Origin of the sequence: Allomuricauda ruestringensis DSM 13258 (assembly GCF_000224085.1) — a bacterium.
GTDB classification, from domain to species: Bacteria; Bacteroidota; Bacteroidia; order Flavobacteriales; family Flavobacteriaceae; genus Flagellimonas; species Flagellimonas ruestringensis.
Window position 1 is genome coordinate 2,208,615 of record NC_015945.1, and the last position, 21,589, is coordinate 2,230,203.

Here is a 21,589-nt window from a genome sequence, read left to right on the forward strand (position 1 = left end):
TAGATTCAATAAATTACCTTTGTGCCCTGTAAATTTAAACCCTGTACCCTTAAAAATGAAGTGGTTGTTAAAATACTTTGCGATTCCGGTATTTAGAAGTTTTGTTTTGGTGATGATTCTACTTTTTTCATCATGTGGAGAAACGGATAAGACCAAGGAAGAAATCGATAAGGTCGCCATTGATTTACAGATTTCAAGGTTTGATCAAGAATTTGCCAAGGCAACTGCGAACGATATTCCCAAATTAAAGGCCAAGTACCCTTATTTGTTCCCGGAACAGTTCCCGGATAGCGTCTGGGTGGCCAAACTAACGGATACCCTTCAAGTGGAGCTTTCAAATGAGGTAGCCAAAGCTTTTGGCAATTTTGAACAGGAATCCAAGGATTTGGAATCGCTTTTTAAGCATATTGAATATTATTTTCCGGAAACCGAAACACCCCATGTGGTAACACTTACTTCGGATGTTAGATACGATAGTCGGGTTATTTTGGCGGATTCCCTTTTGTTGATCGGTCTCGATAACTATTTGGGGGAGGACCATCATTTTTATGAGGGGATTCAAAGGTATATCGCGGCATCTTTGGACAAAAAGTTTTTAACCTCCGATGTGGTAAGTGCTTTCTCCAAAAAAGTACTTGCTTACCCAAGAAACCGAACCTTGCTTTCTCGAATGGTATATTATGGTAAAGAACTTTACCTAAAAGATAAATTGATACCCTTGGCCACTGATGCCCAAAAAATTGGATATTCCGAAGAGGAAATGGAATGGGCAAAAGCCAATGAAGAACAAATGTGGAAGTATTTTGTAGAGCGCGAACTGATGTATAGTACCGATACGGGGTTGGATAGAAAATTCTTGGATCCAGCACCCTTCACCAAATTTGGATTGGAGCTGGACAATGAATCGCCCCCACGCTTGGGACGATATATGGGGTGGCAAATTGTAAGGGCCTTTATGGAGAAGACGGACACAGACTTAAAGCAAATGTTGAATTTGCCCGCGGATGAAATTTTAAAAAAATCAAATTACAAACCAAAATAATAAATGGCAGTAGAACATACTTCGGAGATAACCTTGACAGTTGGATTGGATGAGAACCGAGTGCCCGAGGAATTGAAATGGTCGGCGCAAGATGGCGGGATTAATGAGGAAGAGGCCAAGGCCATGATGCTGTCCGTGTGGGATAGCAAAAATCAGGAATCCTTAAAAATCGACCTTTGGACCAAAGATATGCCAGTGGACGAAATGAAGGTATTTTTCCATCAAACCTTGGTGACCATGGCCGATACCTTTTTCAAGGCCACCCAAGATGAAAAAATGACGGCTACCATGAAGGATTTCTGTGATTATTTTGCAGAAAAGCTGGAATTGAAAAAATAAGATTAGAGCCTGTTTGGGAATTTGTGATTGGAATTGGTATAGGTCATTTTTGATGCAGTTTGAGGCGTAATTTTTAAGCATAGCCATGGCTACGGTTCAAAATTATAACGAAAAAATGCCCAAAAAGGGGCATACGAAAACAATTGGCAAATTCCTAAACAGGCACTTAATCCAAAGGGTCGTTTGTACGGTCAAATTTTGCCTTATCTGCTCCCTTAAGGTTCAACGCACGTTCAATCTTTTGTTTTGTGGGCCGTTGGAGGAACAGATAGCATATTAGAAATACACCTATAATTAGATAGGTGAGGTTTTGGGAGTTGGCAAAAACAACGATGCAAAAAAGAGCGCCACCCTCCATCAATCCATATTTTATAATGGATGCGGTTTGGAATTTTGCCAACTTATTCTTTAATGTAGCGTTTTCGGGCAAGGACTTTAGGTTTTTCTTGAAGATAAGGTCTCCCAAAAAAATACTGGCTAATGCAACAACGGGTACTATGGCCAAAAATATGTCGCTGGAGTTGGAAAAATTTAACGCTGCGTCCCCAGTTTTAAAATAAAAAAAAGCGCCAAGTACCACAGGGGCAGCTGCAATTCCCATATGTAAAATGGACATGGTTTTTAGAAATCCTCCAGGAGTATAGTTATTGATTGTATTCTTCATGGTAGTAGGTGTTTAGTAATCCTAAAATACCAATATTCCCATAAAAATTTATTTTGATGGATGTTTTTTTATGAAGACCTTAAAATGAAGAGGCTGTCCAAAAAGCAAATTGTCCGTTAATTTGAGCGTCCCGATAGCTTTCGGAAAGAACCTAAAGTGTGTTGATGGTCAATAGGTTTCAATTGTGCCCAACCTGACAAAGTTGAAAATTTATTGTTTTTTGGACAACCTCAATCATTTATGTTGGGTCAAAGTTTTAACGACCAGTTTGAGAAAGGCTCATCGGAACTTCCATGAGCAATACCCTACTGTTGGTATTTGATTTAAAGTCAAAGGAATCTGTTTCCCAAAGACCAAATCCATCCCTTTTTTCAAGTTTTTGCCTATTGATCTCAACTTCGCCCTCCAATACAAAGGCATATACCCCGTTTCCTTCCTTTTTTATTTGATAGGTATCGGTTGCGCCTGCTTGAAAATTTCCCAAATGGAACCAAGCATCTTGATGCACCCAAACACCTTCATCATCAGGGTTAGGGGAAAGCACTTGATAGAAAGCATTCTCTTTCTCAATCTCTCTAATGGAAATTTGGTCGTATCGGGGCTCCACATTTCGTTTGTTCGGGAAAACCCATATCTGTAAAAACTTAACCTCTTGGTCGGCGTTTTTGTTGTACTCACTATGTTGAATGCCAGCACCGGCACTCATCACCTGGACATCACCTTCCTTTATTGTGGTGGTGTTGCCCATGCTGTCCTTGTGTTCCAAATCGCCTTCCAAAGGAATGGAGATAATTTCCATATTATCGTGCGGATGTGTTCCAAAACCTCTGCCTGGGGCTACCTGGTCATCATTAAGAACACGCAAAACCCCAAAGTGCATACGCTCAGGGTCGTTGTAGCCCGCAAAACTAAAAGTATGATGAGAGTTTAGCCAACCATGGTCAGCATGGCCACGAGTTGTTGCTTTGTGCAATACAGATTTCATAGTATCAATCTTTTATTTTAAAATTGCTGTTTTTAGATGTAGGATTAGTCGTAAAACACAACATAATCTTACCGCTGGGTGGATTCTGGAAATGGACTTATAAGCTATTTGTTGCTCTGGAAAAACTCTTGGTTAATGCCATCAATAAATTCCAAAAGTTCTTCCTTGCCCATCCGGTTTGTGGACGAAGTGGTAAAATGTGGAGGAACCTCTTCCCAAGCACACTCCAATAATTTTTGAAGGTAGGTATTGGCCTGTTTTTCAATAACGGAGGGTTTTAGTTTGTCAGCCTTGGTAAAAATAATGGCAAACGGAATCTGATTGGTGCCCAGCCATTCCATGAACTCTAGGTCCACAGGTTGGGGTTCGTGTCGAATATCGACCAAAACAAAACCACAGACCAGCTGTTTTCTTTTTTGAAAATACTCAGTGATGTACTTCTGAAATGTTCTTTTGTCCTTTTTAGAAACCTTGGCGTAGCCGTAACCGGGCAAATCTACCAAAAACCAATTGTTATTGATCTTAAAATGATTGATGAGCTGTGTTTTACCTGGTCGACCCGATGTTTTGGCCAACGCTTTGCGCTCCACCAACATATTGATCAACGAAGACTTCCCTACATTGGACCTGCCGATAAAGGCGTATTCCGGTAAAGGCTCGTTGGGGCATTTGGCAACATTGGAGTTGCTCATTACAAATTCTGCAGAGGTAATTTTCATGCCTAGAAGTTACGCTTTTTCAGCCAAGCTTCCAGAATGTGGTTAAAATCGTTGGGGTGTTCCATCATGGGGGCATGGCCACATTTTTCTATCCAATACAGGTCGGAATCGGGTAACAGTTCATGGAATTCTTTGGCTACATTTGGTGGTGTCACCGTATCATTTTCTCCCCAAATAATACAAGTTGGCGTGTTCATGTGGGGTAGATCTTTGGACATGTTGTGTCGGATGGCACTTTTAGCAATGGCCAATGTCTTTACCAACTTCATTCGATTATTTACTGTGGCAAAAACCTCGTCCACAATTTCCTTGGTGGCCACTTTGGGGTCGTAAAATACGTCCTCGGCCTTCTTTTTAATGAACTCGTAGTCGCCGCGTTTAGGGTATCCATCACCCATGGCACTCTCGTAAAGTCCAGAACTACCTGTAATAACCAGAGCTTTGACCATTTCCGGGAACATTTTGGTGTGCAATAGCCCAATATGTCCACCAAGGGAATTGCCCAGCAAAATTACATCCTTCAATCCTTTGTGCTCAATAAACCCTTCCAAAAATGTAGCAAAGTTCTTTACCGTGGTTTTTAGGAGCGGCATATCGTAAATAGGCAGCTCGGGAATAAGCACCTGATATCCTTTAGGCGGGAAATATTCGGATACGCCCTGGAAGTTGCTCAAACCTCCCATCAAACCGTGCAATATAATCATGGGAGTCCCTTCTCCCTTTTCTATATATCGGTACTTGCCATCCTCGATTAAATGCTCTTCCATCTATAGTTAGTTGGTAGTAAGAGGCGCAAATATAGGAATTTCATATCACAAAGATTTTAGGTTTTAATCAGAACTGCGATAAGTTTTTTAATCGAGCCAATTCTATTCTCGAATGAGTTTGCCGATCCCAAGATTGATTCAGGGTCGAATCAGGAGTTTTTCATCGAAAAGTGGATAATTTATTAACAAAAGTGGTGTTTAGTGGAGAAATGTGGAAATAAAATCTATATATTTGAGTTGTATTAAGTAACCAATTGATTTCTAGTGACCCATATCATAGGACAACATGATTGTAAAGCTGATTCCAAAGGAAGGGTATTGTTACCTATTTCTTTGAAAAATCAGTTGTTGCCTGTTTTAAAGGAAGGGTTTGTTATTAAAAGATCGGTTTTTCAGCAATGTTTGGAATTGTACCCCAAGCAAGAGTTCGATGTCCTCATGCAGAAAGTCATGAAGAAAAGCAAAATCAACCGAAAGTACGATGCTTTCGTGAGAAACTTTGTGGCAGGTATGAAGGAAGTGAGCATTGATGGGGATTCCGGAAGATTGCAGATTCCAAAAAACTTGGTGGAGTTCGCTGGAATTGAGAAAGAAGTGGTTTTGAATGCGGTTTTTGATAAAATCGAGATTTGGAACAAGGATATGTACGAGAAGGTCTTGGCGGAAGGCGAGAAAGATTATGCCGATCTGGCCGAGGAGATTTTTGACGACGATGAGTAGTGCATACCACAATCCGGTGTTGCTGAAGGAGTCAGTGGACGGATTGAACATAAAGGAAAATGGGGTGTATGTGGATGTCACCTTTGGCGGCGGCGGACACTCCAGAGAAATTTTGAAAAGATTGGGTGATGGTGGAAAGTTGTTCGCGTTTGATCAAGATGAGGATGCCCTGCAAAATGCATTGGATGATGATAGGTTTCAATTGATCAACCAAAACTTTCGCTACCTCAAACAATATTTAAAGTTCTATGGAATTCGGAAAGTTGATGGAATCTTGGCGGATTTTGGGGTTTCCTCCCATCAGTTCGATGAGGCTGACCGCGGTTTCTCCATTCGGTTCAATGCAGATTTGGACATGCGAATGGACAGAAGCAATCAATTGACGGCCTTTCAGGTGGTGAACACCTATTCCCAAGAAGATTTAGCGTCGGTACTTTTTCAGTATGGCGAGCTGCGAAATACAAATGCCATGGCCAAGACCATTGTTTTGGCACGGTCTGATGAGCCCATCAAAACAACTGATGATTTGAAAAAGGTTTTGAGTAGGTTTTTGCCAAAAATGAAAGAGAACAAAATCTTGGCTCAAATCTATCAGGCTATCAGGATAGAGGTAAACCAAGAAATAGCCGTGCTCAAAGAATTTTTGGAACAAGTGCCGGAGATGTTGAACAAAGGGGGTAGGTTGAGTTTGATCAGTTACCATTCCTTGGAAGATAGATTGGCAAAGCGCTTTATCCGTGCAGGGAAGTTCGACGGCGAACCGGAGAAGGATTTTTATGGGAACATCAATGTTCCTTTAAAAAAAGTTGGGAAGTTGATTACGCCATCAGCAGAAGAAATAGCCAATAACAATAGAGCAAGAAGTGCAAAGCTCCGCATTGCGGAAAAAATATAAAGAGGAGGTTGAAATGTCATCTTGAGCTGTCACCCTGAGCGCAGACGAAGGGCCAGTCGAAAGATGGAGTGTGGATGGATTCCCGTCTGCACGGGAATGACAAAAGGAACACAAAATGAGAAAAGGATTACTGGACATATTAAAAGGAAGGTTTTTGATAAGCGGTGACGCTCCCAAAAACTGGATGTTTTTATTGTTTGCCTCTTTCTTGGCGGCTTTAATGATTTCCAGCAGCCATAATGCCGATAGAAAAGTATTGGAGATTGCGGAGTTGAACGAGGAAGTGCGAAAACTTAAGAGTGAGTTTTTTGAAGCCCGGTCCAGTGTGCAGCAACTTAAATTGGAATCAACCTTACGGGAGGTGGTGGCTGAAAAAGGATTGGTGCCATCGGAAAACCCTCCAAGAAAAATAAAAGTTAAATCAGCGGAATAGTGGCCATTACCGAAAAAAATATCATGAACAGACTGTACCTCGTTGCTGGGGGGCTACTTGTGTTGGCCATTGCCGTTGTGGTGAAGTTGGTGGATATTCAAATGGTGGAAGGCGAAAAATACAAGGAGTTGGCCTTGAGCCAAACCGAGAAGATGTTTACCATTGAGCCCAATCGTGGCAATCTTTATTCAGAGGATGGTAGTTTATTGGCTGCATCCGTACCTAAATATGAAATCAGGTTTGACGCCCAGACTGTTTCACAAGAAAACTTTCAGGATAATGTGGCCGCCTTGTCGGATTCCTTGGGCGTACTCTTCAATAGGCCATCTTCTTACTACAGACAGTTGTTCCGAAAGGCGAGGGCGAACGGTAATCGTTACAAATTGGTAGCCCGCAATGTAGGGTATCTGGACTATGTACGCATCAAGCAGTTTCCATTGTTCAACCTTGGGCCATACAAGGGTGGATTTATCGAAACCCATCGAGTGGTTCGTGAATACCCATTGGGTAAAATGGCTGCAAGAAGCATTGGTTACGAGCGCGTGGACGAAAACGGATACTATACTAGAGTTGGATTGGATGGTGCTTTTGGAGAATCCTATTTGCGCGGTAAGGAAGGAAAGCGATTAAAGCAAAAAATAGCCAAGGGACAATGGAAGCCTGTTGGTTTGGATAATATTGTTGAGCCCCAAGATGGGTTGGACGTGGTTTCGACCATCGACATCAATATTCAAGATATAGCCCACCATGAATTGTTGAGGCAATTGGAAAAATACAAGGCCGATCATGGATGTGTGGTGGTGATGGAAACCAAAACCGGTGAGATTAAGGCCATTTCCAATCTGGGAAGGACGTCCGAGGGCAAATATTACGAGAAATTAAACTATGCCGTGGGTGAATCCCATGAACCAGGTTCCACTTTTAAATTGATGTCCTTAGTGGCCGCTCTGGAAGATAAAGTGGTCGATACCAGCACTGTGATTGACACCGAAAAAGGGAGATACCGGATTTATGATGGGGTTGTAAAGGATACAAAATGGGGAGGGTACGGAAAGATTACTTTATCCAAAGCTTTTGCGGTATCATCAAACACGGCTTTTGCTAGAATCATCAATAAAAATTACAAGGAGCAACCAGAAAAATTCGTGAACCGTCTCATGAACATGGGACTTCATAAAAAATTGGATTTACCGATTATAGGTGAGGGCGACCCGGTAATCCGTTACCCCGGTGACAAAGGTTGGTCGGGAATTTCCCTAGGTTGGATGTCGCACGGTTACGAAGTGTCGTTGACTCCGATTCAGACCTTGGCTTTCTACAATGCCATTGCCAATGATGGCGAGTATGTAAAACCCCGTTTGATCCAAGAAGTGCGTGAAGGCAACAAGGTGTTGAAGCGATTCGATAAGGAAGTGTTGAACTCTTCCATCTGTTCCAAAGAAACCGTAAAAAAGGCGCAACAATTATTAAAGGATGTAGTTGAGAAAGATTATGGAACTGGACACAGGATGTATTCCAAAAACTTTTCCATGGCAGGAAAGACGGGTACCACACAAAAGAACTATGTGGAAAAGAATCCCGATAAGTTGGCATATATCTCATCATTTGCAGGGTACTTTCCAGCAGACAATCCAAAATATTCGTGCATCGTGGTGATTCATGAACCTGATAAGGAAGAAGGATATTACGGAGCCGATGTTTCCGGTCCGGTATTCAAATCCATGGCACAAAAAATTCATGCTATTTCACCTATGGTGGATGAAGTGGACATCAAAACTATTGAAGATAAGGACTTGGAGAAACAGTACCAACAATACTATGCACAAGTTCAAAAAAAATACAATACCGTGCCCAACGTAAAGGGCATGAGCGGTATGGATGCCGTTTCCCTATTGGAAAATCTGGGAATTGAAGTAGAAGTGCACGGCAATGGAAAAGTGAAGAATCAGTCGGTAAACCAAGGGACCAATATAAAACAGGTCAAGAAAATAGTATTGCAACTTTCATGAAGTTATTGAAGGACATATTATATGGTGTAAGCCTTTCCGCGGTGAGCGGAGATACCAATGTGATGGTGAACAATGTTCATTTCGATTCCAGAAAAGTGGAGATGGACGATGTGTTTGTTGCCGTTCGTGGTACCGTTACCGATGGACACAAATACATTCAAAAGGCCGTAGATTCCGGGGCAAGAGCCATAGTGTGCGAAGAACTTCCTGAGCTGATGGTCAATGGAGTTACCTATTTGCAGGTGGTCAATTGCAACAGCGCTCTGGCTATTATTGCTTCCAATTTTTATGATAACCCATCCAAGAATCTAAAATTGGTCGGGGTCACGGGCACCAATGGTAAGACCACCGTGACCACACTTTTGTACCATCTGTTTAAAAAAGCAGGTTTTAAGGTAGGCTTGATTTCTACCATTAAAGTATTGGTGGATGAGAAAGAATACAAAACAAGCCATACGACTCCCGATGTGCTCACCATCAACGATTATTTGTCCAAGATGAATGCAGCAGGTGTGGAGTTCTGTTTTATGGAAGTGAGTTCCCATGGAATTCATCAAAAAAGGGCAGAAGGTCTTTATTTTGAAGGTGCCATCTTCACCAATTTGTCCCACGACCATCTGGATTACCATAAAACATTTGCGGACTACAGGGACACCAAGAAGAAATTGTTCGATGGTTTGCCAAAAACTGCATTTGCCTTGGTCAATATCGATGATAAAAACGGCTTGGTGATGTTACAGAACACCAAAGCCAAAAAATATACCTATGCCTTAAAATCCTTTGCCAATTACAGGGGGCAGATTTTGGAAAAGCAGTTCAACGGTCAACTATTAAAGGTAGATGATAACGAATTGTGGTCCAAACTCATTGGGGACTTTAATGCGTACAACTTACTTGCCATATATGCCGCGGCCGACATTTTAGGGCTCGAAAAGATGGAGACCCTTAGGTTGATGAGCGAACTGGATAATGTGGATGGCAGGTTCCAATATTACATATCAAAAGGTAAGATAACGGCTATTGTTGATTATGCCCATACTCCGGACGCACTAAAAAATGTATTGATTACAATCAATGCATTGAGGACTGGAAATGAAAACGTCATCACCGTAGTGGGGTGTGGTGGTGACCGTGACAAGTCTAAGCGTCCGGTTATGGGACATATCGCTTCAGAAATGAGCAATCAGGTCATTTTCACATCCGATAATCCCAGGACGGAATCACCTACTGTCATAATTGAAGAAATGGAAGCTGGAGTAGAACCCCAGAACACAAGAAAGGTGCTGTCTATTGAAAACAGGAAGCAGGCCATAAAAACAGCATGTAAACTGGCATTGGCCAACGATATAATCCTAGTGGCGGGAAAAGGCCACGAGACCTATCAGGAAACCAACGGGGTCCGGGTAGATTTCGATGATTTTAAAGAAGTGAAAGAAGCTTTGTCCAGTTTGGGCAAATAAATTGAAATAGAAAATTCAAAGAAAAAGTCTAACGTCTAGATTCTAATATCTAACGTCTAAAATATGTTATACTACTTGTTCGAATTTTTAGAGAAACAATACCAACTGCCGGGCGCGGGACTTTTTCAGTTCCTTACGTTCAGGGCTGCCATGTCCGTATTGTTATCTCTATTGATTGCCATGGTCTACGGAAAGCGAATCATATTGTTCCTTCAGAAAAAGCAGATTGGGGAAAGCATCCGCGACCTTGGTTTGGAAGGACAGAAGCAAAAAGCGGGAACACCTACCATGGGAGGACTTATCATTATAATATCCACCTTATTACCGGTGATTTTGTTCGCTGATATCAAAAATATTTATGTCATCCTGTTGATTGTGACCACAATATGGATGGGTATCATCGGATTTATAGACGACTACATCAAAACCTTTAAAAAAGATAAGCAAGGTTTAAAGGGAAGGTTTAAAGTGATGGGGCAAGTTGGATTGGGTTTGATTGTTGGATTGACACTCTATTTTCACCCAGCGGTCACCATTAAAGAAAAGGATTCGACCACCATAACCGAAAATTTTAAAGTAGAAAGAGTATTTGGCGATGAGACCAAAGCGGTACGTACCAATGTTCCCTTTTTTAAGGACAACGAACTGGATTACGCAGATTTTATCTCATGGATTGGTGACGGGGCCGAAGATTATGCATGGCTCATTTTTATACCTGTGGTGATTTTGATTGTGACCGCAGTTTCCAACGGGGCCAATCTTACAGATGGAATTGATGGTCTTGCAGCTGGGTCGTCGGCCATAATAGTGCTGACTTTGGGAATTTTTGCATGGGTCTCGGGCAATATCCAGTTTTCCGACTATTTGGACATTTTCTATTTGCCGCGTGTGGGTGAGCTGGTTGTTTTTATAGCTGCCTTTGCTGGTGCCCTGGTCGGTTTTTTATGGTACAACACTTACCCGGCCCAAGTATTTATGGGAGATACCGGTAGTTTGACCATTGGTGGTGTTATTGCAGTTATTGCCATTATCGTAAGGAAAGAATTGTTGATTCCCATTCTATGCGGAATCTTCTTTGCGGAATCGCTGTCCGTAATGTTGCAGGTGGGCTATTTTAAGCACACGAAGAAGAAATATGGGGAAGGAAAGCGGATATTTTTGATGGCACCCCTACATCATCACTATCAGAAAAAATCGTATCACGAGAGCAAAATAGTGACCCGTTTTTGGATTATTGGAATTATGCTGGCAATCATCAGTATTGTCACTCTAAAGATTCGATAAATGGGTCGATTGGTGATACTCGGAGGAGGAGAAAGTGGCGTTGGAACCGCCATTTTGGGGGAACAAAAAGGATTTGAAGTCTTTGTTTCGGACAAGGGCGACATAAAAGAAGAATACAAAAAAGTTCTTGAACATTTTGAGATTGAATGGGAGTCTGGCGAGCATACCGAAGCTAAAATTCTGAATGCTGACCTAGTGATGAAGAGTCCTGGGATTCCGGATACGGTTCCATTGGTAAAAAAACTTGTGGAAAAGGGTGTTTCGGTGATTTCGGAAATAGAGTTTGCATCAAAATATACAGATGCCACCCTAATCGGAATCACGGGAAGCAACGGAAAAACAACGACCACGATGTTAACGAACCATCTTTTAAAAGGTGGTGACTTGAACGTCGGAATGGCAGGAAACATTGGTGATAGCTATGCTAAAATGGTGGCAGAGCAAGATTTTGATCACTATGTGTTGGAAATAAGCAGCTTTCAGTTAGATGGTATTGTGGATTTTAAACCACATATCGCTGTGATTACCAACATAACACCAGATCATTTGGATAGATATGATTACAAGTTTGAGAATTATATCGCATCCAAATTCAGAATAGCCATAAATCAAGATGAAAACGATTACCTGATTTATGATGCCGATGATGAAGTAATCGGGGATTGGTTAAAAAAACATCCTGTTCAATCCAAATTAATTCCTTTTTCTGTAAAAAGAAAACTGGAAGAAGGGGCTTGGCTGGAAAACAAAACGATAAAAATAAAATTAGAACATAAAACCTTGGAAATGAGTGAAGATATTTTGGCCTTAAAAGGGCAGCACAACGTAAAGAACACAATGGCAGCTAGTATGGCAGCCATGCTGGTTAAGGTCAGAAAAGAGACAATCCGCCAGAGTATCCAATCTTTTCAGGGGGTACCCCACAGATTGGAAAATGTATTGAAGATCAACCATGTGGAATACATCAACGACTCTAAGGCAACCAACGTAAATGCCACTTTTTATGCTTTGGATGGCATTAAAAAGCCCATTGTTTGGATTGCAGGAGGGGTGGATAAAGGAAATGATTATTCCGAGTTGATGCCATTGGTAAGGGAAAAGGTAAAAGCCATTATTTGCTTGGGAGCGGATAATTCCAAGTTGAAGGATGCTTTCGGAAACGTCATCAACCTTATGGTCGAGACCTATTCCATGGAAGAAGCTGTAAAAGTGGCCTATAAGATTGCCGAGCGGGGAGACGCCGTTTTGTTGTCGCCCGCCTGTGCCAGTTTTGACCTTTTTAAAAGTTATGAGGATAGGGGAGATCAATTTAAAAACGCAATAAAAAATTTGTAAAACGTGTTGGCAATATTCAAAAATCTGAAAGGTGATAAAGCTATTTGGGGCGTAGTGGCCCTCTTGGCCCTTTTCTCATTTTTGCCAGTATACAGTGCCAGTACCAATTTGGTCTACGTGAATGATGATGGGACCACTTTGGGCCATTTGGTAAAACATGCTGTGCTCTTGTTCTTGGGCTTCGGTATTATTTATGCCGTGCACAAGATACCTACACATTATTTTAAAGGGCTGTCCATAATTGCCATGCCCATTGTGATATTGCTGTTGATTTACACACTGACCGTAGAAACACGTATTGGTGGAGTGACCGCAAACCGTTGGATTAAAATTCCTTTGGTTGGGGTAAACTTCCAAACATCAACTTTGGCAGCTGTGGTCTTGATGATTTGGATTGCCAGATATCTCACGAAGATCAAGGATACAAAAATCACGTTCAAGGAAAGTATTTTGCCACTTTGGTTACCTGTTGCCCTTGTAGTTCTGTTGATTTTGCCCGAAAACTTTTCAACTGCCGCCATCATTTGTTTTATGGTGTTGGTGCTGTGTTTTTTGGGGGGATACCCTTTAAAATATTTGTTCGCCATGGTGGCAACAGGAATTGTATTTGCAGGCATGTTTCTGTTTGTGCTCTTCAAGGCCCCCGAGGTGTTGCCGGACAGGGCGGGGACATGGAAATCACGGATAGAAACCTTTATTCACCCAGAGCAAGCGGATAAAGATGATTTGCACCAGTTGACCTTGGCGCAGATCGCCGTTGCCGAAGGTGGAGTGGTAGGCAAGGGAGCAGGAAAGAGTGTGATGAAGAACATGCTGTCCCAAAGTACGTCGGATTTCATTTTTGCCATTATCATAGAAGAATATGGTTTGTTGGGAGGAGGAGCATTGTTGTTTTTCTATCTGTTACTGTTATTTCGGATTGTGGTCGTGGCACACTCGTCCAAAACGGTTTTTTCAAAATTATTGGTGATAGGCGTGGGATTGCCGATCGTGTTCCAAGCTTTCATCAATATGGCGGTAGTGGTACAGTTGTTTCCGGTTACGGGGCAGCCGCTGCCTTTGATCAGTATGGGAGGAACCTCGATTTGGATGACCTGTATGGCTATTGGAATCGTACTGAGTGCGAGCAATAGAAAAGAAAATTTGGAGGAGGAATCCCACGGAATAGATGAAACGAATCCTTTAGAAGTATTAAGTGGACAGATATAGGTTTATACTTTCTGGAGGAGGAACGGGAGGACATATTTATCCTGCCGTGGCCATTGCGAACGAGCTGAAGAAAAGATATCCTGATGCAGAATTTTTGTTCGTTGGAGCCAAAGATAAAATGGAAATGGAAAAAGTGCCGCAAGCTGGATTTGAAATCAAGGGCTTGTGGATAAGTGGAATACAACGGAAACTGACATTGAAAAATCTCATGTTTCCATTTAAACTGATAAGTAGTTTGTTAGAAGCACGCAAAATAGTGAAACATTTTAAGCCTCATGTCGCCATTGGCACAGGAGGTTTTGCGAGCGGACCATTGTTGCGAATGGCCGAAAGCTTGGGCGTTCCCTGTGTGCTGCAAGAACAGAATTCCTTTGCGGGCATCACGAACAAACTATTGGCGGGAAAAGCGGAGAAAATTTGTGTGGCATACGATGGAATGGAACGCTTTTTTCCAAAGGAAAAGATTGTAAAAACCGGAAACCCCATCCGAACCGATTTGGTGGATGTAAAAGAAAACAAGCAAGAAGCGAGCAACTTTTTTGGACTAGATGGAAACAAAAAAACAGTTCTTGTTTTGGGGGGTAGCCTTGGGGCTCGAAGAATCAATCAATTGATTGAAAAAGAGCTCGATTTTTTTGCAGAACAAGGATTGCAAGTCCTTTGGCAATGTGGTAAGCTCTATCACGAAGAGTATAAGAAATACGATTCGGGGTCCGTAAAGGTATTGGCTTTTGTAAACCGAATGGATTTGGCATACGCGGCAGCAGATGTGATTATATCCAGAGCAGGCGCCGGTTCGGTTTCAGAACTCTGTTTGGTGGGCAAGTCGGTGATTTTTATCCCGTCGCCCAACGTGGCAGAAGATCATCAAACCCAAAATGCCAAAGCCTTGGTGGCCAAGGATGCAGCCATTATGTTACGGGAAAACGAGCTGGATACCGAATTTGAAAAAAGCTTTTCGGGTTTAATGGATTCGAAAGAGGCTCAGGATAAACTGGGAGAAAACATTAAAAAAATGGCCATGCCCAAGGCCACGGAACATATTGTGGATGAAATTGAAAAATTGTTGAAGTGAATTTGAAAGATATACATAGCGTTTATTTTATTGGCATAGGAGGCATAGGTATGTCCGCCCTGGCACGCTATTTCAAATTTGTGGGCAAGGAGGTTGCTGGATACGATCGAACCCCGACACCCATTACCGATGGATTGATGGAAAAAGGTATTTCGGTCCATTTTGAAGACAATGTCGATTTGATTTCGGACACTTTCAAACATCCGAACACTTTGGTGGTGTACACGCCAGCCGTACCATCTACGCATTCGGAGTTTCAATTTTACAAAAACCAAGGATTCAATTTAAAAAAACGTTCCGAGGTATTGGGAATCATTACCAAAGATTCATTTTGCTTGGCCGTTGCGGGTACACACGGTAAAACCACCACTACCTGTATTTTGGCACATCTGCTCAAAGAATGTGGGTTGCCGTTGACTGCTTTCCTGGGCGGGATTTCGGAGGACTTCAACAGTAATTTTGTGTTGGACGGCACCGAATATTCGGTAGTAGAGGCTGATGAATTTGATCGCTCATTCCTTCGTTTGACCCCAACTGTGGCTTGTGTAACATCCATGGATGCCGATCACCTGGATATTTACGGAACCAAAGAAGAATTGGAACACTCCTTCAGGGAATTTGTGGGCAAGATCAAGCCCAATGGAAAATTGTTCGTGCGCAAAGGTCTTCCTTTGGAAGGCATCACCTTTGGCATTGAAGATGGCGCTGATTACTGCATAGAAAATATTGAAATTGAACACGGAGCCTACATATTTGACCTAATAACACCATCGGAGGTAATCAAGAACGTAAAGTTCAATAAGCCCGGAAGGCACAATTTACTCAATGGATTAGCTGCTTTTGCGATGGCGGTACAAACTGGCTGTTCGCCAAAACGACTTGCCAAAGCTTTGGGGAGTTTTAAAGGTGTTCAGCGTAGGTTCTCGTACCAGATAAAAGAAAAAGACTTTGTGTTTATCGATGATTACGCCCATCATCCAACAGAGATCAGTGCGGTGCATCAAGCTATACGGGAAATGCATGCAGGAGAGAGGGTGACTGTTATCTTTCAACCACACCTTTTTTCAAGAACAAAGGATTTTGTGGATGATTTTGCAGCGAGTCTTTCAGACTTTGATGAAGTCATCCTGCTGGATATTTACCCGGCACGGGAAGAACCGATTGAGGGAGTCACTTCTCAATGGTTATTGGAAAAAATAGAGAACCCCAATAAAAAGCTGATTTCAAAATCAGCATTGTTGGAAGAGGTAAAGAACTGCAAATCAGGAGTGCTGGTTGCTCTTGGTGCAGGGGATATTGGACTGGAAGTGCCTAAAATTAAAAAAGAATTGAGTTATGCGCATTAATTGGGATTACATAAAATTGGCATTTTTGTCGGTTGGCGTAGTTGCGCTTTACGGTTTTGCCGATCAGAGAAACCAAAAACGAATGGTCAATAATGTCTCGGTTAAATTTATAGGGGACAACAATTTGTATTTGACTGAGGATGCGGTTAATAAATTGTTAATACAAAATTATGGACCCCTCAAGAATAGGCCCAAAGAACAGTTAGTTTTGAATACAATAGAGGAGGTTATACTATCCAACGATATGGTCAAAAACGCCCAGGTCTATCTTACTGTAAATGGGGAGCTTGTATCCAAGATTGTCCAGCGCAAACCAATTGGAAGAATAGAGGGTGTCTCCAAATTTTATTTGGATGATTTGGGTGAGCGTATGCCTTTATCCAAACATCATTCGGCAAGGGTCCCGATAATTACAGGTAAAATTACGGGGAAGACCCTTGAGGATGCCTATGTGATTTTGGACTATATCAACAATGATGATTTCTTGAGAAAGAATGTCATTGGGATTCATATTGAAGACGAAGGAAAATATCAGCTCAAATTCCGCATGGAAAACTTTGTAGTGAATTTGGGCGGAGTAGACAATTTGAACAAAAAGTTCAAAAATTTTATGGCCTTTTATGCAAAGGCGGCCAAGGACAACTCCTTGGAAGATTATGCAACAGTAAGTTTGGAATTCAACAATCAAGTGGTTTGCACCAAAATTTAAATTATGGAACAAGGTAATTATTCAGTTGGGTTGGATATTGGAACTACCAAGATAGTAGCTATCATCGGTAGGGAAAATGAGTATGGAAAGATAGAGGTTTTGGGCACCGGACGATCTAAAAGTTTGGGTGTTCACCGTGGGGTGGTCAACAATATCACACAGACCATTTCGTCCATTCAACAGGCGGTGGAACAAGCCGAGTTGAATTCAGGCCTAAAAATCGGTTCTGTAGTGGTGGGTATTGCGGGTCAGCATATTCGAAGCCTGCACCACAGCGATTACATAACCCGACCCAATTCCGAAGAAGTAATAGATAACGATGACTTGGATAAGCTGTGCAACCAAGTGTACAAATTGGTAATGCTTCCCGGTGAGGAAATTATCCATGTGTTACCGCAAGAGTACAAAGTGGACGGGCAGTCCGAGATCAAGGAACCCGTGGGTATGTACGGCGGTCGATTGGAAGCCAACTTTCATGTAGTGGTAGGGCAAGTGTCATCCATAAAAAATATTGGAAGGTGCATCAAAAGTGCCGGATTGGATTTAGGAAACATCACTTTGGAACCCCTAGCCTCCGCAGATGCAGTTTTAAGTCAAGAAGAAAAAGAAGCCGGTGTTGCTTTGATCGATATAGGTGGTGGTACCACGGATCTTGCCATTTTCAAGGATGGTATCATCCGTCATACCTCCGTTATTCCATTTGGGGGCAATGTGATTACCGAAGATATTAAAGAAGGTTGCTCCATCATCGAGAAACAGGCCGAACTCTTGAAGATAAAGTTTGGTTCCGCTTGGCCGGGAGAGAACAAGGAAAACGAAATTGTCTCAATTCCAGGTTTAAGAGGTCGTGAACCCAAAGAAATCACCTTAAAAAACCTTTCCAAGATTATTCATGCCCGTGTGGTGGAGATTGTGGAGCAGGTTTATGTGGAGATAAAGAACTATGGGCACGAGGAACAGAAGAAAAAATTGATCGCAGGAATTGTCCTTACCGGTGGGGGAAGCCAACTGAAGCATTTAAAGCAGTTGGTGGAATACATTACCGGTATGGATACAAGAATCGGTTACCCCAATGAGCACCTTGCGGGCGATTCCGATGAGGAAGTTGCCAGTCCATTATACGCAACTGCTGTTGGATTGCTGATGAATTCCTTGGAGGCCAAAAAGAAAAACCACGTAGTGGATCAAGAAGAGATGCACGAAGATGAGGTTTTGGTAGGCCAAGAACACGATATGGGAGCCAAAACAAATGTGGCTTCGCATACGGAGAGAAAATCCATTTTTGACAAATGGTCAGAAAAGTTGAAGGACTTTTTGGACAATGCAGAATAATAACCTCATAAGAGAAACACAACTGTCATGAGTAAGAACACTGAATTTGACAATATAGCTTTTGATTTGCCCAAGAACAAAAGCAACGTAATTAAAGTTATAGGAGTAGGCGGCGGCGGAAGCAACGCTATCAATCACATGTTTCAGGCCGGTATCAATGGAGTGGATTTTGTAATCTGCAACACCGATGCGCAGGCTTTGCAGAACAGCTCAGTATCCAACAAAATTCAATTGGGAGTAACCTTAACCGAAGGATTGGGTGCTGGAGCCAACCCCGAGGTTGGAGAGCAGGCAGCTTTGGAAAGCATGGAGGATTTAAAGGGTATGCTGGATAACAATACCAAAATGGCATTTATTACCGCAGGAATGGGTGGAGGAACCGGTACTGGAGCAGCCCCTGTTATTGCTAAGATCGCCAAGGAAATGGATGTTCTTACGGTCGGTATTGTTACCATGCCGTTCCAGTTTGAAGGTGCCATGCGTAACAAACAAGCCCAGATTGGGATTGAGAAACTGCGCGCCAACGTAGATTCATTAATTGTTATCAACAACAACAAACTTAGAGAAGTATACGGTAATCTTGGGTTTAAGGCCGGTTTTTCTAAGGCGGATGAGGTATTGGCCACTGCGGCAAGAGGTATCGCAGAGGTAATTACTCACCACTACACACAAAATATTGACCTTAGGGATGCCAAGACGGTACTTTCCAATAGTGGAACGGCCATTATGGGGTCTGCGGCAGCTTCAGGCTCGGCAAGGGCTACCGAAGCTATTATGAAGGCACTGGATTCACCATTGTTGAACGATAACAAAATTAACGGAGCCAAAAACGTATTGTTGCTCATTGTTTCCGGTTCCCAAGAGATTACCATTGATGAAATCGGAGAAATCAACGATCATATCCAGATTGAGGCCGGTCATGGAGCCAACATCATTATGGGTGTAGGTGAAGATGAAAACCTAGGTGAAGCCATTGCTGTAACGGTGATTGCCACAGGTTTTAATGTGGATCAGCAGGATAACATTGTAAATACGGAGTCCAAAAAGGTATTTTACACCTTGGAAGATGAGCAAACAGCAGAACAAGATTTAACTCCTGAAGCTACATCGGTACAGGAAGTTAAAGTTGAAAAAACACCGGTTTCTGAACCAGAACCAACACCTGAACCAGAACCAGCGGTAGTGAAACATACATTGGAGATGGAGGATGAAAAAGAAGACGCCTCCCAAAAAATGGAGGTCAAGAATCCAGAATTGATCCCAACGACCAACTATATCCGAAATTTCAATGTGTTCTACGAAGAAGTGGTTGCCGAACCTGTAGAGGATGACTTTGTGATCATTGAAGCTAAAAATGTAATCAACAATATTGATGTTGTAGATGCTGAAGAAGTATCTTCAAAGAGTAATGAGGACCAGTTCACCTTAAGCTTTGATATGCCATTGAACACTCAGCCTGAAGAGGAAGAGGATGACAAAGAGCACACGGTAACCTTTAACTTGGATGATGGTGTAGGGGATGTGGAAGTGAACGATTATGTGGAAGTTAAGCCCGTTTTGGAATATAAAAAAGAAGGTGAGACCCGATACGACTTGCAAGAGTACATGGAGTTGGAAAACAAGTTGACGGGGGCCAAATCCAAAGCGGAAACCCATGAGCCAAAACTGGTGGAGAACGAACTGGTTTTTGAGAAGAAGACCATAAAGAAGGCTGAAGGAAAAAGTGAAGGTTCTGGACAAAACGAAGAGACCATCAATAATCTAGACCCAATGAACAGTTCCATCAGCGATATTTTAAAGGATCGTGCCGATGAGCGTAGAAGAAAGTTGAAAAACTTCAACTACAAGTTCCAGAACAATAGGAGCAGTATAGACGATATTGAAAAAGAGCCGGCCTATAAACGTCAGGGAGTGGACCTAAACGATGTTCCAAAAGAGCAAAAGGTATCAAGAACCTCTTTGGGCGAGGATAGCAACGATGATTTGCAGTTGCGTTCCAACAACTCTTTTTTGCACGATAATGTTGATTAGTAGTGTTTAAATTAATGTCCATTTTTAATGGAAAGCATAAACCCGGAAGTAGCGAAACTTACGGGTTTATTTTTTATCTTCGCGAACTAAATCAGAACACATGGGTTTGCAAGAAAAGGTGATGACAGAAATGAAGGCCGCAATGAAGGCAAAAGATACCGTTGCCTTGGAATCATTGCGAGCAGTTAAGTCTGCTATTTTGTTGGCAAAGACCGATAAGGGTGGTGGTGCTGAATTGTCCGAGGAAGACGAAATTAAACTGGTTCAAAAATTGGTGAAGCAACGCAAGGATAGTGCGGCGATTTACCAAGAGCAAGGTCGTGAGGACTTGGCAGAACCAGAACTGGCACAGGTAGCCGTTATCGAAAAGTTTTTACCAGAACAGCTAACCGAAGAGGAAATAGAAAAAGTAGTTGTAATGACCATTGACTCTGTTGGCGCTTCGGGAATGCAAGACATGGGCAAGGTAATGGGAATTGTTTCCAAAGAATTGGCCGGACAGGCCGACGGGAAAACTATTTCTGCCATAGTCAAGGCAAAATTGAGTTCATAAACAATAAATGGCCCAGTAGTTCAACTGGATAGAATATCAGATTTCGGCTCTGAGGGTTGGGGGTTCGAATCCTCCCTGGGTCACAAAGAAGAAAAAGCAGGCTATTTGGCCTGCTTTTTTTGTGAGTCAACGTTCTTACTTCACTTATTGTTTGTCGTAGGTGAGAATTTGCAAACCATCATGAAACACTTCGCTCTTGGTCAAATTCCAGCGGGAGGCCGTGTTGGAATTCCCAAACAATCTGGTGCCTTCAGCCAAAATAATAGGGTTTAGCTTCAATTTTAGTTGGTCAATCAGATTATGGTCCAATAGCCAACCGGCAAATTCGCCACCACCGCACAAATAAATGTCCGTTTTGGAGTTTTCTTTTATTTCTTTTACCCGATCAATAGACATTTTCTCAATATGTACATTATCGGCCAGATTTTCCAATTGCATGGATTCGGAGAAAATATGGTGCTCCATGTTGGGATAGGCAGCTTGCCCAGGTTCTAGACCAAATTTATAACCAAACTCATACGTTTTTCGCCCCATAATAACGGTTTCAAACCTAGAAAGATCGGACTGATACTTTTCAACTCCTTCACCCTGAAGGATGAATTGGCTGATATCGTCATTCTTCCCGGCAATAAAACCATCCAAGGAACTTGCTACATAATAAATAATCTGTTTCATCATCTTT

General features: G+C 42.2%; 21 protein-coding genes and 1 tRNA gene. 17 read left to right on the forward strand and 5 right to left on the reverse strand.

The window, feature by feature from the left end; genetic code table 11:
- Positions 1-55 precede the first annotated feature (55 nt).
- Positions 56-1,042, forward strand: a complete 987-nt coding sequence (gldB, locus tag MURRU_RS09870; RefSeq protein WP_049789099.1) for a gliding motility lipoprotein GldB — start codon at positions 56-58, stop codon at positions 1,040-1,042.
- A gap of 3 nt (positions 1,043-1,045) precedes the next feature.
- Positions 1,046-1,381 (forward strand): gliding motility protein GldC, encoded by a 336-nt coding sequence (gldC, locus tag MURRU_RS09875; protein ID WP_014033322.1) that lies wholly within the window; start codon positions 1,046-1,048, stop codon positions 1,379-1,381.
- A gap of 166 nt (positions 1,382-1,547) precedes the next feature.
- Here the strand turns inward: gldC and MURRU_RS09880 are convergent, their stop codons facing one another.
- From MURRU_RS09880 to MURRU_RS09895, 4 genes are all read right to left on the reverse strand, one after another.
- On the reverse strand, positions 1,548-2,045 hold the full coding sequence (locus MURRU_RS09880) for a hypothetical protein (RefSeq protein ID WP_014033323.1): 498 nt from the start codon (positions 2,043-2,045) through the stop codon (positions 1,548-1,550).
- A gap of 256 nt (positions 2,046-2,301) precedes the next feature.
- On the reverse strand, positions 2,302-3,030 hold the full coding sequence (locus MURRU_RS09885; protein WP_014033324.1) for a pirin family protein: 729 nt from the start codon (positions 3,028-3,030) through the stop codon (positions 2,302-2,304).
- A gap of 104 nt (positions 3,031-3,134) precedes the next feature.
- The gene (yihA, locus tag MURRU_RS09890; RefSeq protein WP_014033325.1) at positions 3,135-3,749 is read right to left on the reverse strand and encodes a ribosome biogenesis GTP-binding protein YihA/YsxC; all 615 of its coding nucleotides are present in this window, start codon (positions 3,747-3,749) and stop codon (positions 3,135-3,137) included.
- A 2-nt stretch (positions 3,750-3,751) separates the two neighbouring features.
- The gene (locus tag MURRU_RS09895) at positions 3,752-4,516 is read right to left on the reverse strand and encodes an alpha/beta fold hydrolase (protein ID WP_014033326.1); all 765 of its coding nucleotides are present in this window, start codon (positions 4,514-4,516) and stop codon (positions 3,752-3,754) included.
- A gap of 264 nt (positions 4,517-4,780) precedes the next feature.
- Here MURRU_RS09895 and mraZ point away from each other — a divergent pair, with 264 nt between their 5' ends.
- The 15 genes from mraZ to MURRU_RS09970 all read left to right on the forward strand — a co-directional run bounded on the left by mraZ (position 4,781) and on the right by MURRU_RS09970 (position 20,990).
- Positions 4,781-5,236 carry a division/cell wall cluster transcriptional repressor MraZ gene (mraZ, locus tag MURRU_RS09900; protein WP_014033327.1) on the forward strand — a complete coding sequence of 152 codons (456 nt, stop codon included), beginning with the start codon at positions 4,781-4,783 and terminating at the stop codon, positions 5,234-5,236.
- A complete protein-coding gene (gene rsmH / locus MURRU_RS09905; RefSeq protein WP_014033328.1) occupies positions 5,229-6,131 on the forward strand; it encodes a 16S rRNA (cytosine(1402)-N(4))-methyltransferase RsmH in 903 nt (300 codons plus the stop codon). Before mraZ ends, rsmH begins: the two co-directional genes overlap by 8 nt.
- Positions 6,132-6,246: 115 nt before the next feature.
- The gene (locus MURRU_RS09910; RefSeq protein ID WP_014033329.1) at positions 6,247-6,564 is read left to right on the forward strand and encodes an FtsL-like putative cell division protein; all 318 of its coding nucleotides are present in this window, start codon (positions 6,247-6,249) and stop codon (positions 6,562-6,564) included.
- Positions 6,564-8,573, forward strand: coding sequence for a penicillin-binding protein (locus MURRU_RS09915; RefSeq protein WP_014033330.1), 2,010 nt, complete (start codon positions 6,564-6,566; stop codon positions 8,571-8,573). The genes MURRU_RS09910 and MURRU_RS09915 overlap by 1 nt, the downstream gene beginning before the upstream one ends.
- Positions 8,570-10,033, forward strand: a complete 1,464-nt coding sequence (locus MURRU_RS09920; protein WP_014033331.1) for a UDP-N-acetylmuramoyl-L-alanyl-D-glutamate--2,6-diaminopimelate ligase — start codon at positions 8,570-8,572, stop codon at positions 10,031-10,033. Before MURRU_RS09915 ends, MURRU_RS09920 begins: the two co-directional genes overlap by 4 nt.
- 63 nt (positions 10,034-10,096) lie before the next feature.
- A complete protein-coding gene (gene mraY, locus MURRU_RS09925) occupies positions 10,097-11,317 on the forward strand; it encodes a phospho-N-acetylmuramoyl-pentapeptide-transferase (protein WP_014033332.1) in 1,221 nt (406 codons plus the stop codon).
- Complete coding sequence (gene murD / locus MURRU_RS09930) at positions 11,318-12,652, forward strand: UDP-N-acetylmuramoyl-L-alanine--D-glutamate ligase (RefSeq protein WP_014033333.1); 1,335 nt, start codon at positions 11,318-11,320, stop codon at positions 12,650-12,652.
- A gap of 3 nt (positions 12,653-12,655) precedes the next feature.
- Positions 12,656-13,861 (forward strand): FtsW/RodA/SpoVE family cell cycle protein, encoded by a 1,206-nt coding sequence (locus tag MURRU_RS09935; RefSeq protein WP_014033334.1) that lies wholly within the window; start codon positions 12,656-12,658, stop codon positions 13,859-13,861.
- Positions 13,848-14,936 (forward strand): undecaprenyldiphospho-muramoylpentapeptide beta-N-acetylglucosaminyltransferase, encoded by a 1,089-nt coding sequence (gene murG, locus MURRU_RS09940; RefSeq protein ID WP_014033335.1) that lies wholly within the window; start codon positions 13,848-13,850, stop codon positions 14,934-14,936. The genes MURRU_RS09935 and murG overlap by 14 nt, the downstream gene beginning before the upstream one ends.
- Entirely contained in the window at positions 14,933-16,282 is a 1,350-nt protein-coding gene (gene murC / locus MURRU_RS09945; protein ID WP_014033336.1) for a UDP-N-acetylmuramate--L-alanine ligase, read from the forward strand. Before murG ends, murC begins: the two co-directional genes overlap by 4 nt.
- A complete protein-coding gene (locus tag MURRU_RS09950; RefSeq protein ID WP_014033337.1) occupies positions 16,272-16,991 on the forward strand; it encodes a cell division protein FtsQ/DivIB in 720 nt (239 codons plus the stop codon). The genes murC and MURRU_RS09950 overlap by 11 nt, the downstream gene beginning before the upstream one ends.
- A 3-nt stretch (positions 16,992-16,994) precedes the next feature.
- A complete protein-coding gene (gene ftsA, locus MURRU_RS09955) occupies positions 16,995-18,323 on the forward strand; it encodes a cell division protein FtsA (protein WP_014033338.1) in 1,329 nt (442 codons plus the stop codon).
- 27 nt (positions 18,324-18,350) lie between these two features.
- Positions 18,351-20,354 (forward strand): cell division protein FtsZ, encoded by a 2,004-nt coding sequence (gene ftsZ / locus MURRU_RS09960; RefSeq protein WP_014033339.1) that lies wholly within the window; start codon positions 18,351-18,353, stop codon positions 20,352-20,354.
- 100 nt (positions 20,355-20,454) lie between these two features.
- On the forward strand, positions 20,455-20,907 hold the full coding sequence (locus tag MURRU_RS09965; RefSeq protein ID WP_014033340.1) for a GatB/YqeY domain-containing protein: 453 nt from the start codon (positions 20,455-20,457) through the stop codon (positions 20,905-20,907).
- A gap of 9 nt (positions 20,908-20,916) precedes the next feature.
- Positions 20,917-20,990: transfer RNA gene (locus MURRU_RS09970), tRNA-Arg, on the forward strand.
- Positions 20,991-21,051: 61 nt separating this feature from the next.
- Here MURRU_RS09970 and MURRU_RS09975 read toward each other — a convergent pair.
- The gene (locus tag MURRU_RS09975; protein WP_041801928.1) at positions 21,052-21,582 is read right to left on the reverse strand and encodes a dihydrofolate reductase family protein; all 531 of its coding nucleotides are present in this window, start codon (positions 21,580-21,582) and stop codon (positions 21,052-21,054) included.
- Between the last annotated feature and the right edge of the window lie 7 nt (positions 21,583-21,589).

What these genes read in the sequence shown, in the direction of transcription:
- gldB (WP_049789099.1), top strand. Translation starts at nt 56, where the DNA reads ATGAAGTGGTTGTTAAAATACTTTGCGATTCCGGTATTTAGAAGTTTT.
- gldC (WP_014033322.1), top strand. Translation starts at nt 1,046, where the DNA reads ATGGCAGTAGAACATACTTCGGAGATAACCTTGACAGTTGGATTGGAT.
- MURRU_RS09880 (WP_014033323.1), bottom strand. Translation starts at nt 2,045, where the DNA reads ATGAAGAATACAATCAATAACTATACTCCTGGAGGATTTCTAAAAACC.
- MURRU_RS09885 (WP_014033324.1), bottom strand. Translation starts at nt 3,030, where the DNA reads ATGAAATCTGTATTGCACAAAGCAACAACTCGTGGCCATGCTGACCAT.
- yihA (WP_014033325.1), bottom strand. Translation starts at nt 3,749, where the DNA reads ATGAAAATTACCTCTGCAGAATTTGTAATGAGCAACTCCAATGTTGCC.
- MURRU_RS09895 (WP_014033326.1), bottom strand. Translation starts at nt 4,516, where the DNA reads ATGGAAGAGCATTTAATCGAGGATGGCAAGTACCGATATATAGAAAAG.
- rsmH (WP_014033328.1), top strand. Translation starts at nt 5,229, where the DNA reads ATGAGTAGTGCATACCACAATCCGGTGTTGCTGAAGGAGTCAGTGGAC.
- MURRU_RS09910 (WP_014033329.1), top strand. Translation starts at nt 6,247, where the DNA reads ATGAGAAAAGGATTACTGGACATATTAAAAGGAAGGTTTTTGATAAGC.
- MURRU_RS09920 (WP_014033331.1), top strand. Translation starts at nt 8,570, where the DNA reads ATGAAGTTATTGAAGGACATATTATATGGTGTAAGCCTTTCCGCGGTG.
- mraY (WP_014033332.1), top strand. Translation starts at nt 10,097, where the DNA reads ATGTTATACTACTTGTTCGAATTTTTAGAGAAACAATACCAACTGCCG.
- murD (WP_014033333.1), top strand. Translation starts at nt 11,318, where the DNA reads ATGGGTCGATTGGTGATACTCGGAGGAGGAGAAAGTGGCGTTGGAACC.
- MURRU_RS09950 (WP_014033337.1), top strand. Translation starts at nt 16,272, where the DNA reads ATGCGCATTAATTGGGATTACATAAAATTGGCATTTTTGTCGGTTGGC.
- ftsA (WP_014033338.1), top strand. Translation starts at nt 16,995, where the DNA reads ATGGAACAAGGTAATTATTCAGTTGGGTTGGATATTGGAACTACCAAG.
- ftsZ (WP_014033339.1), top strand. Translation starts at nt 18,351, where the DNA reads ATGAGTAAGAACACTGAATTTGACAATATAGCTTTTGATTTGCCCAAG.
- MURRU_RS09965 (WP_014033340.1), top strand. Translation starts at nt 20,455, where the DNA reads ATGGGTTTGCAAGAAAAGGTGATGACAGAAATGAAGGCCGCAATGAAG.
- MURRU_RS09975 (WP_041801928.1), bottom strand. Translation starts at nt 21,582, where the DNA reads ATGAAACAGATTATTTATTATGTAGCAAGTTCCTTGGATGGTTTTATT.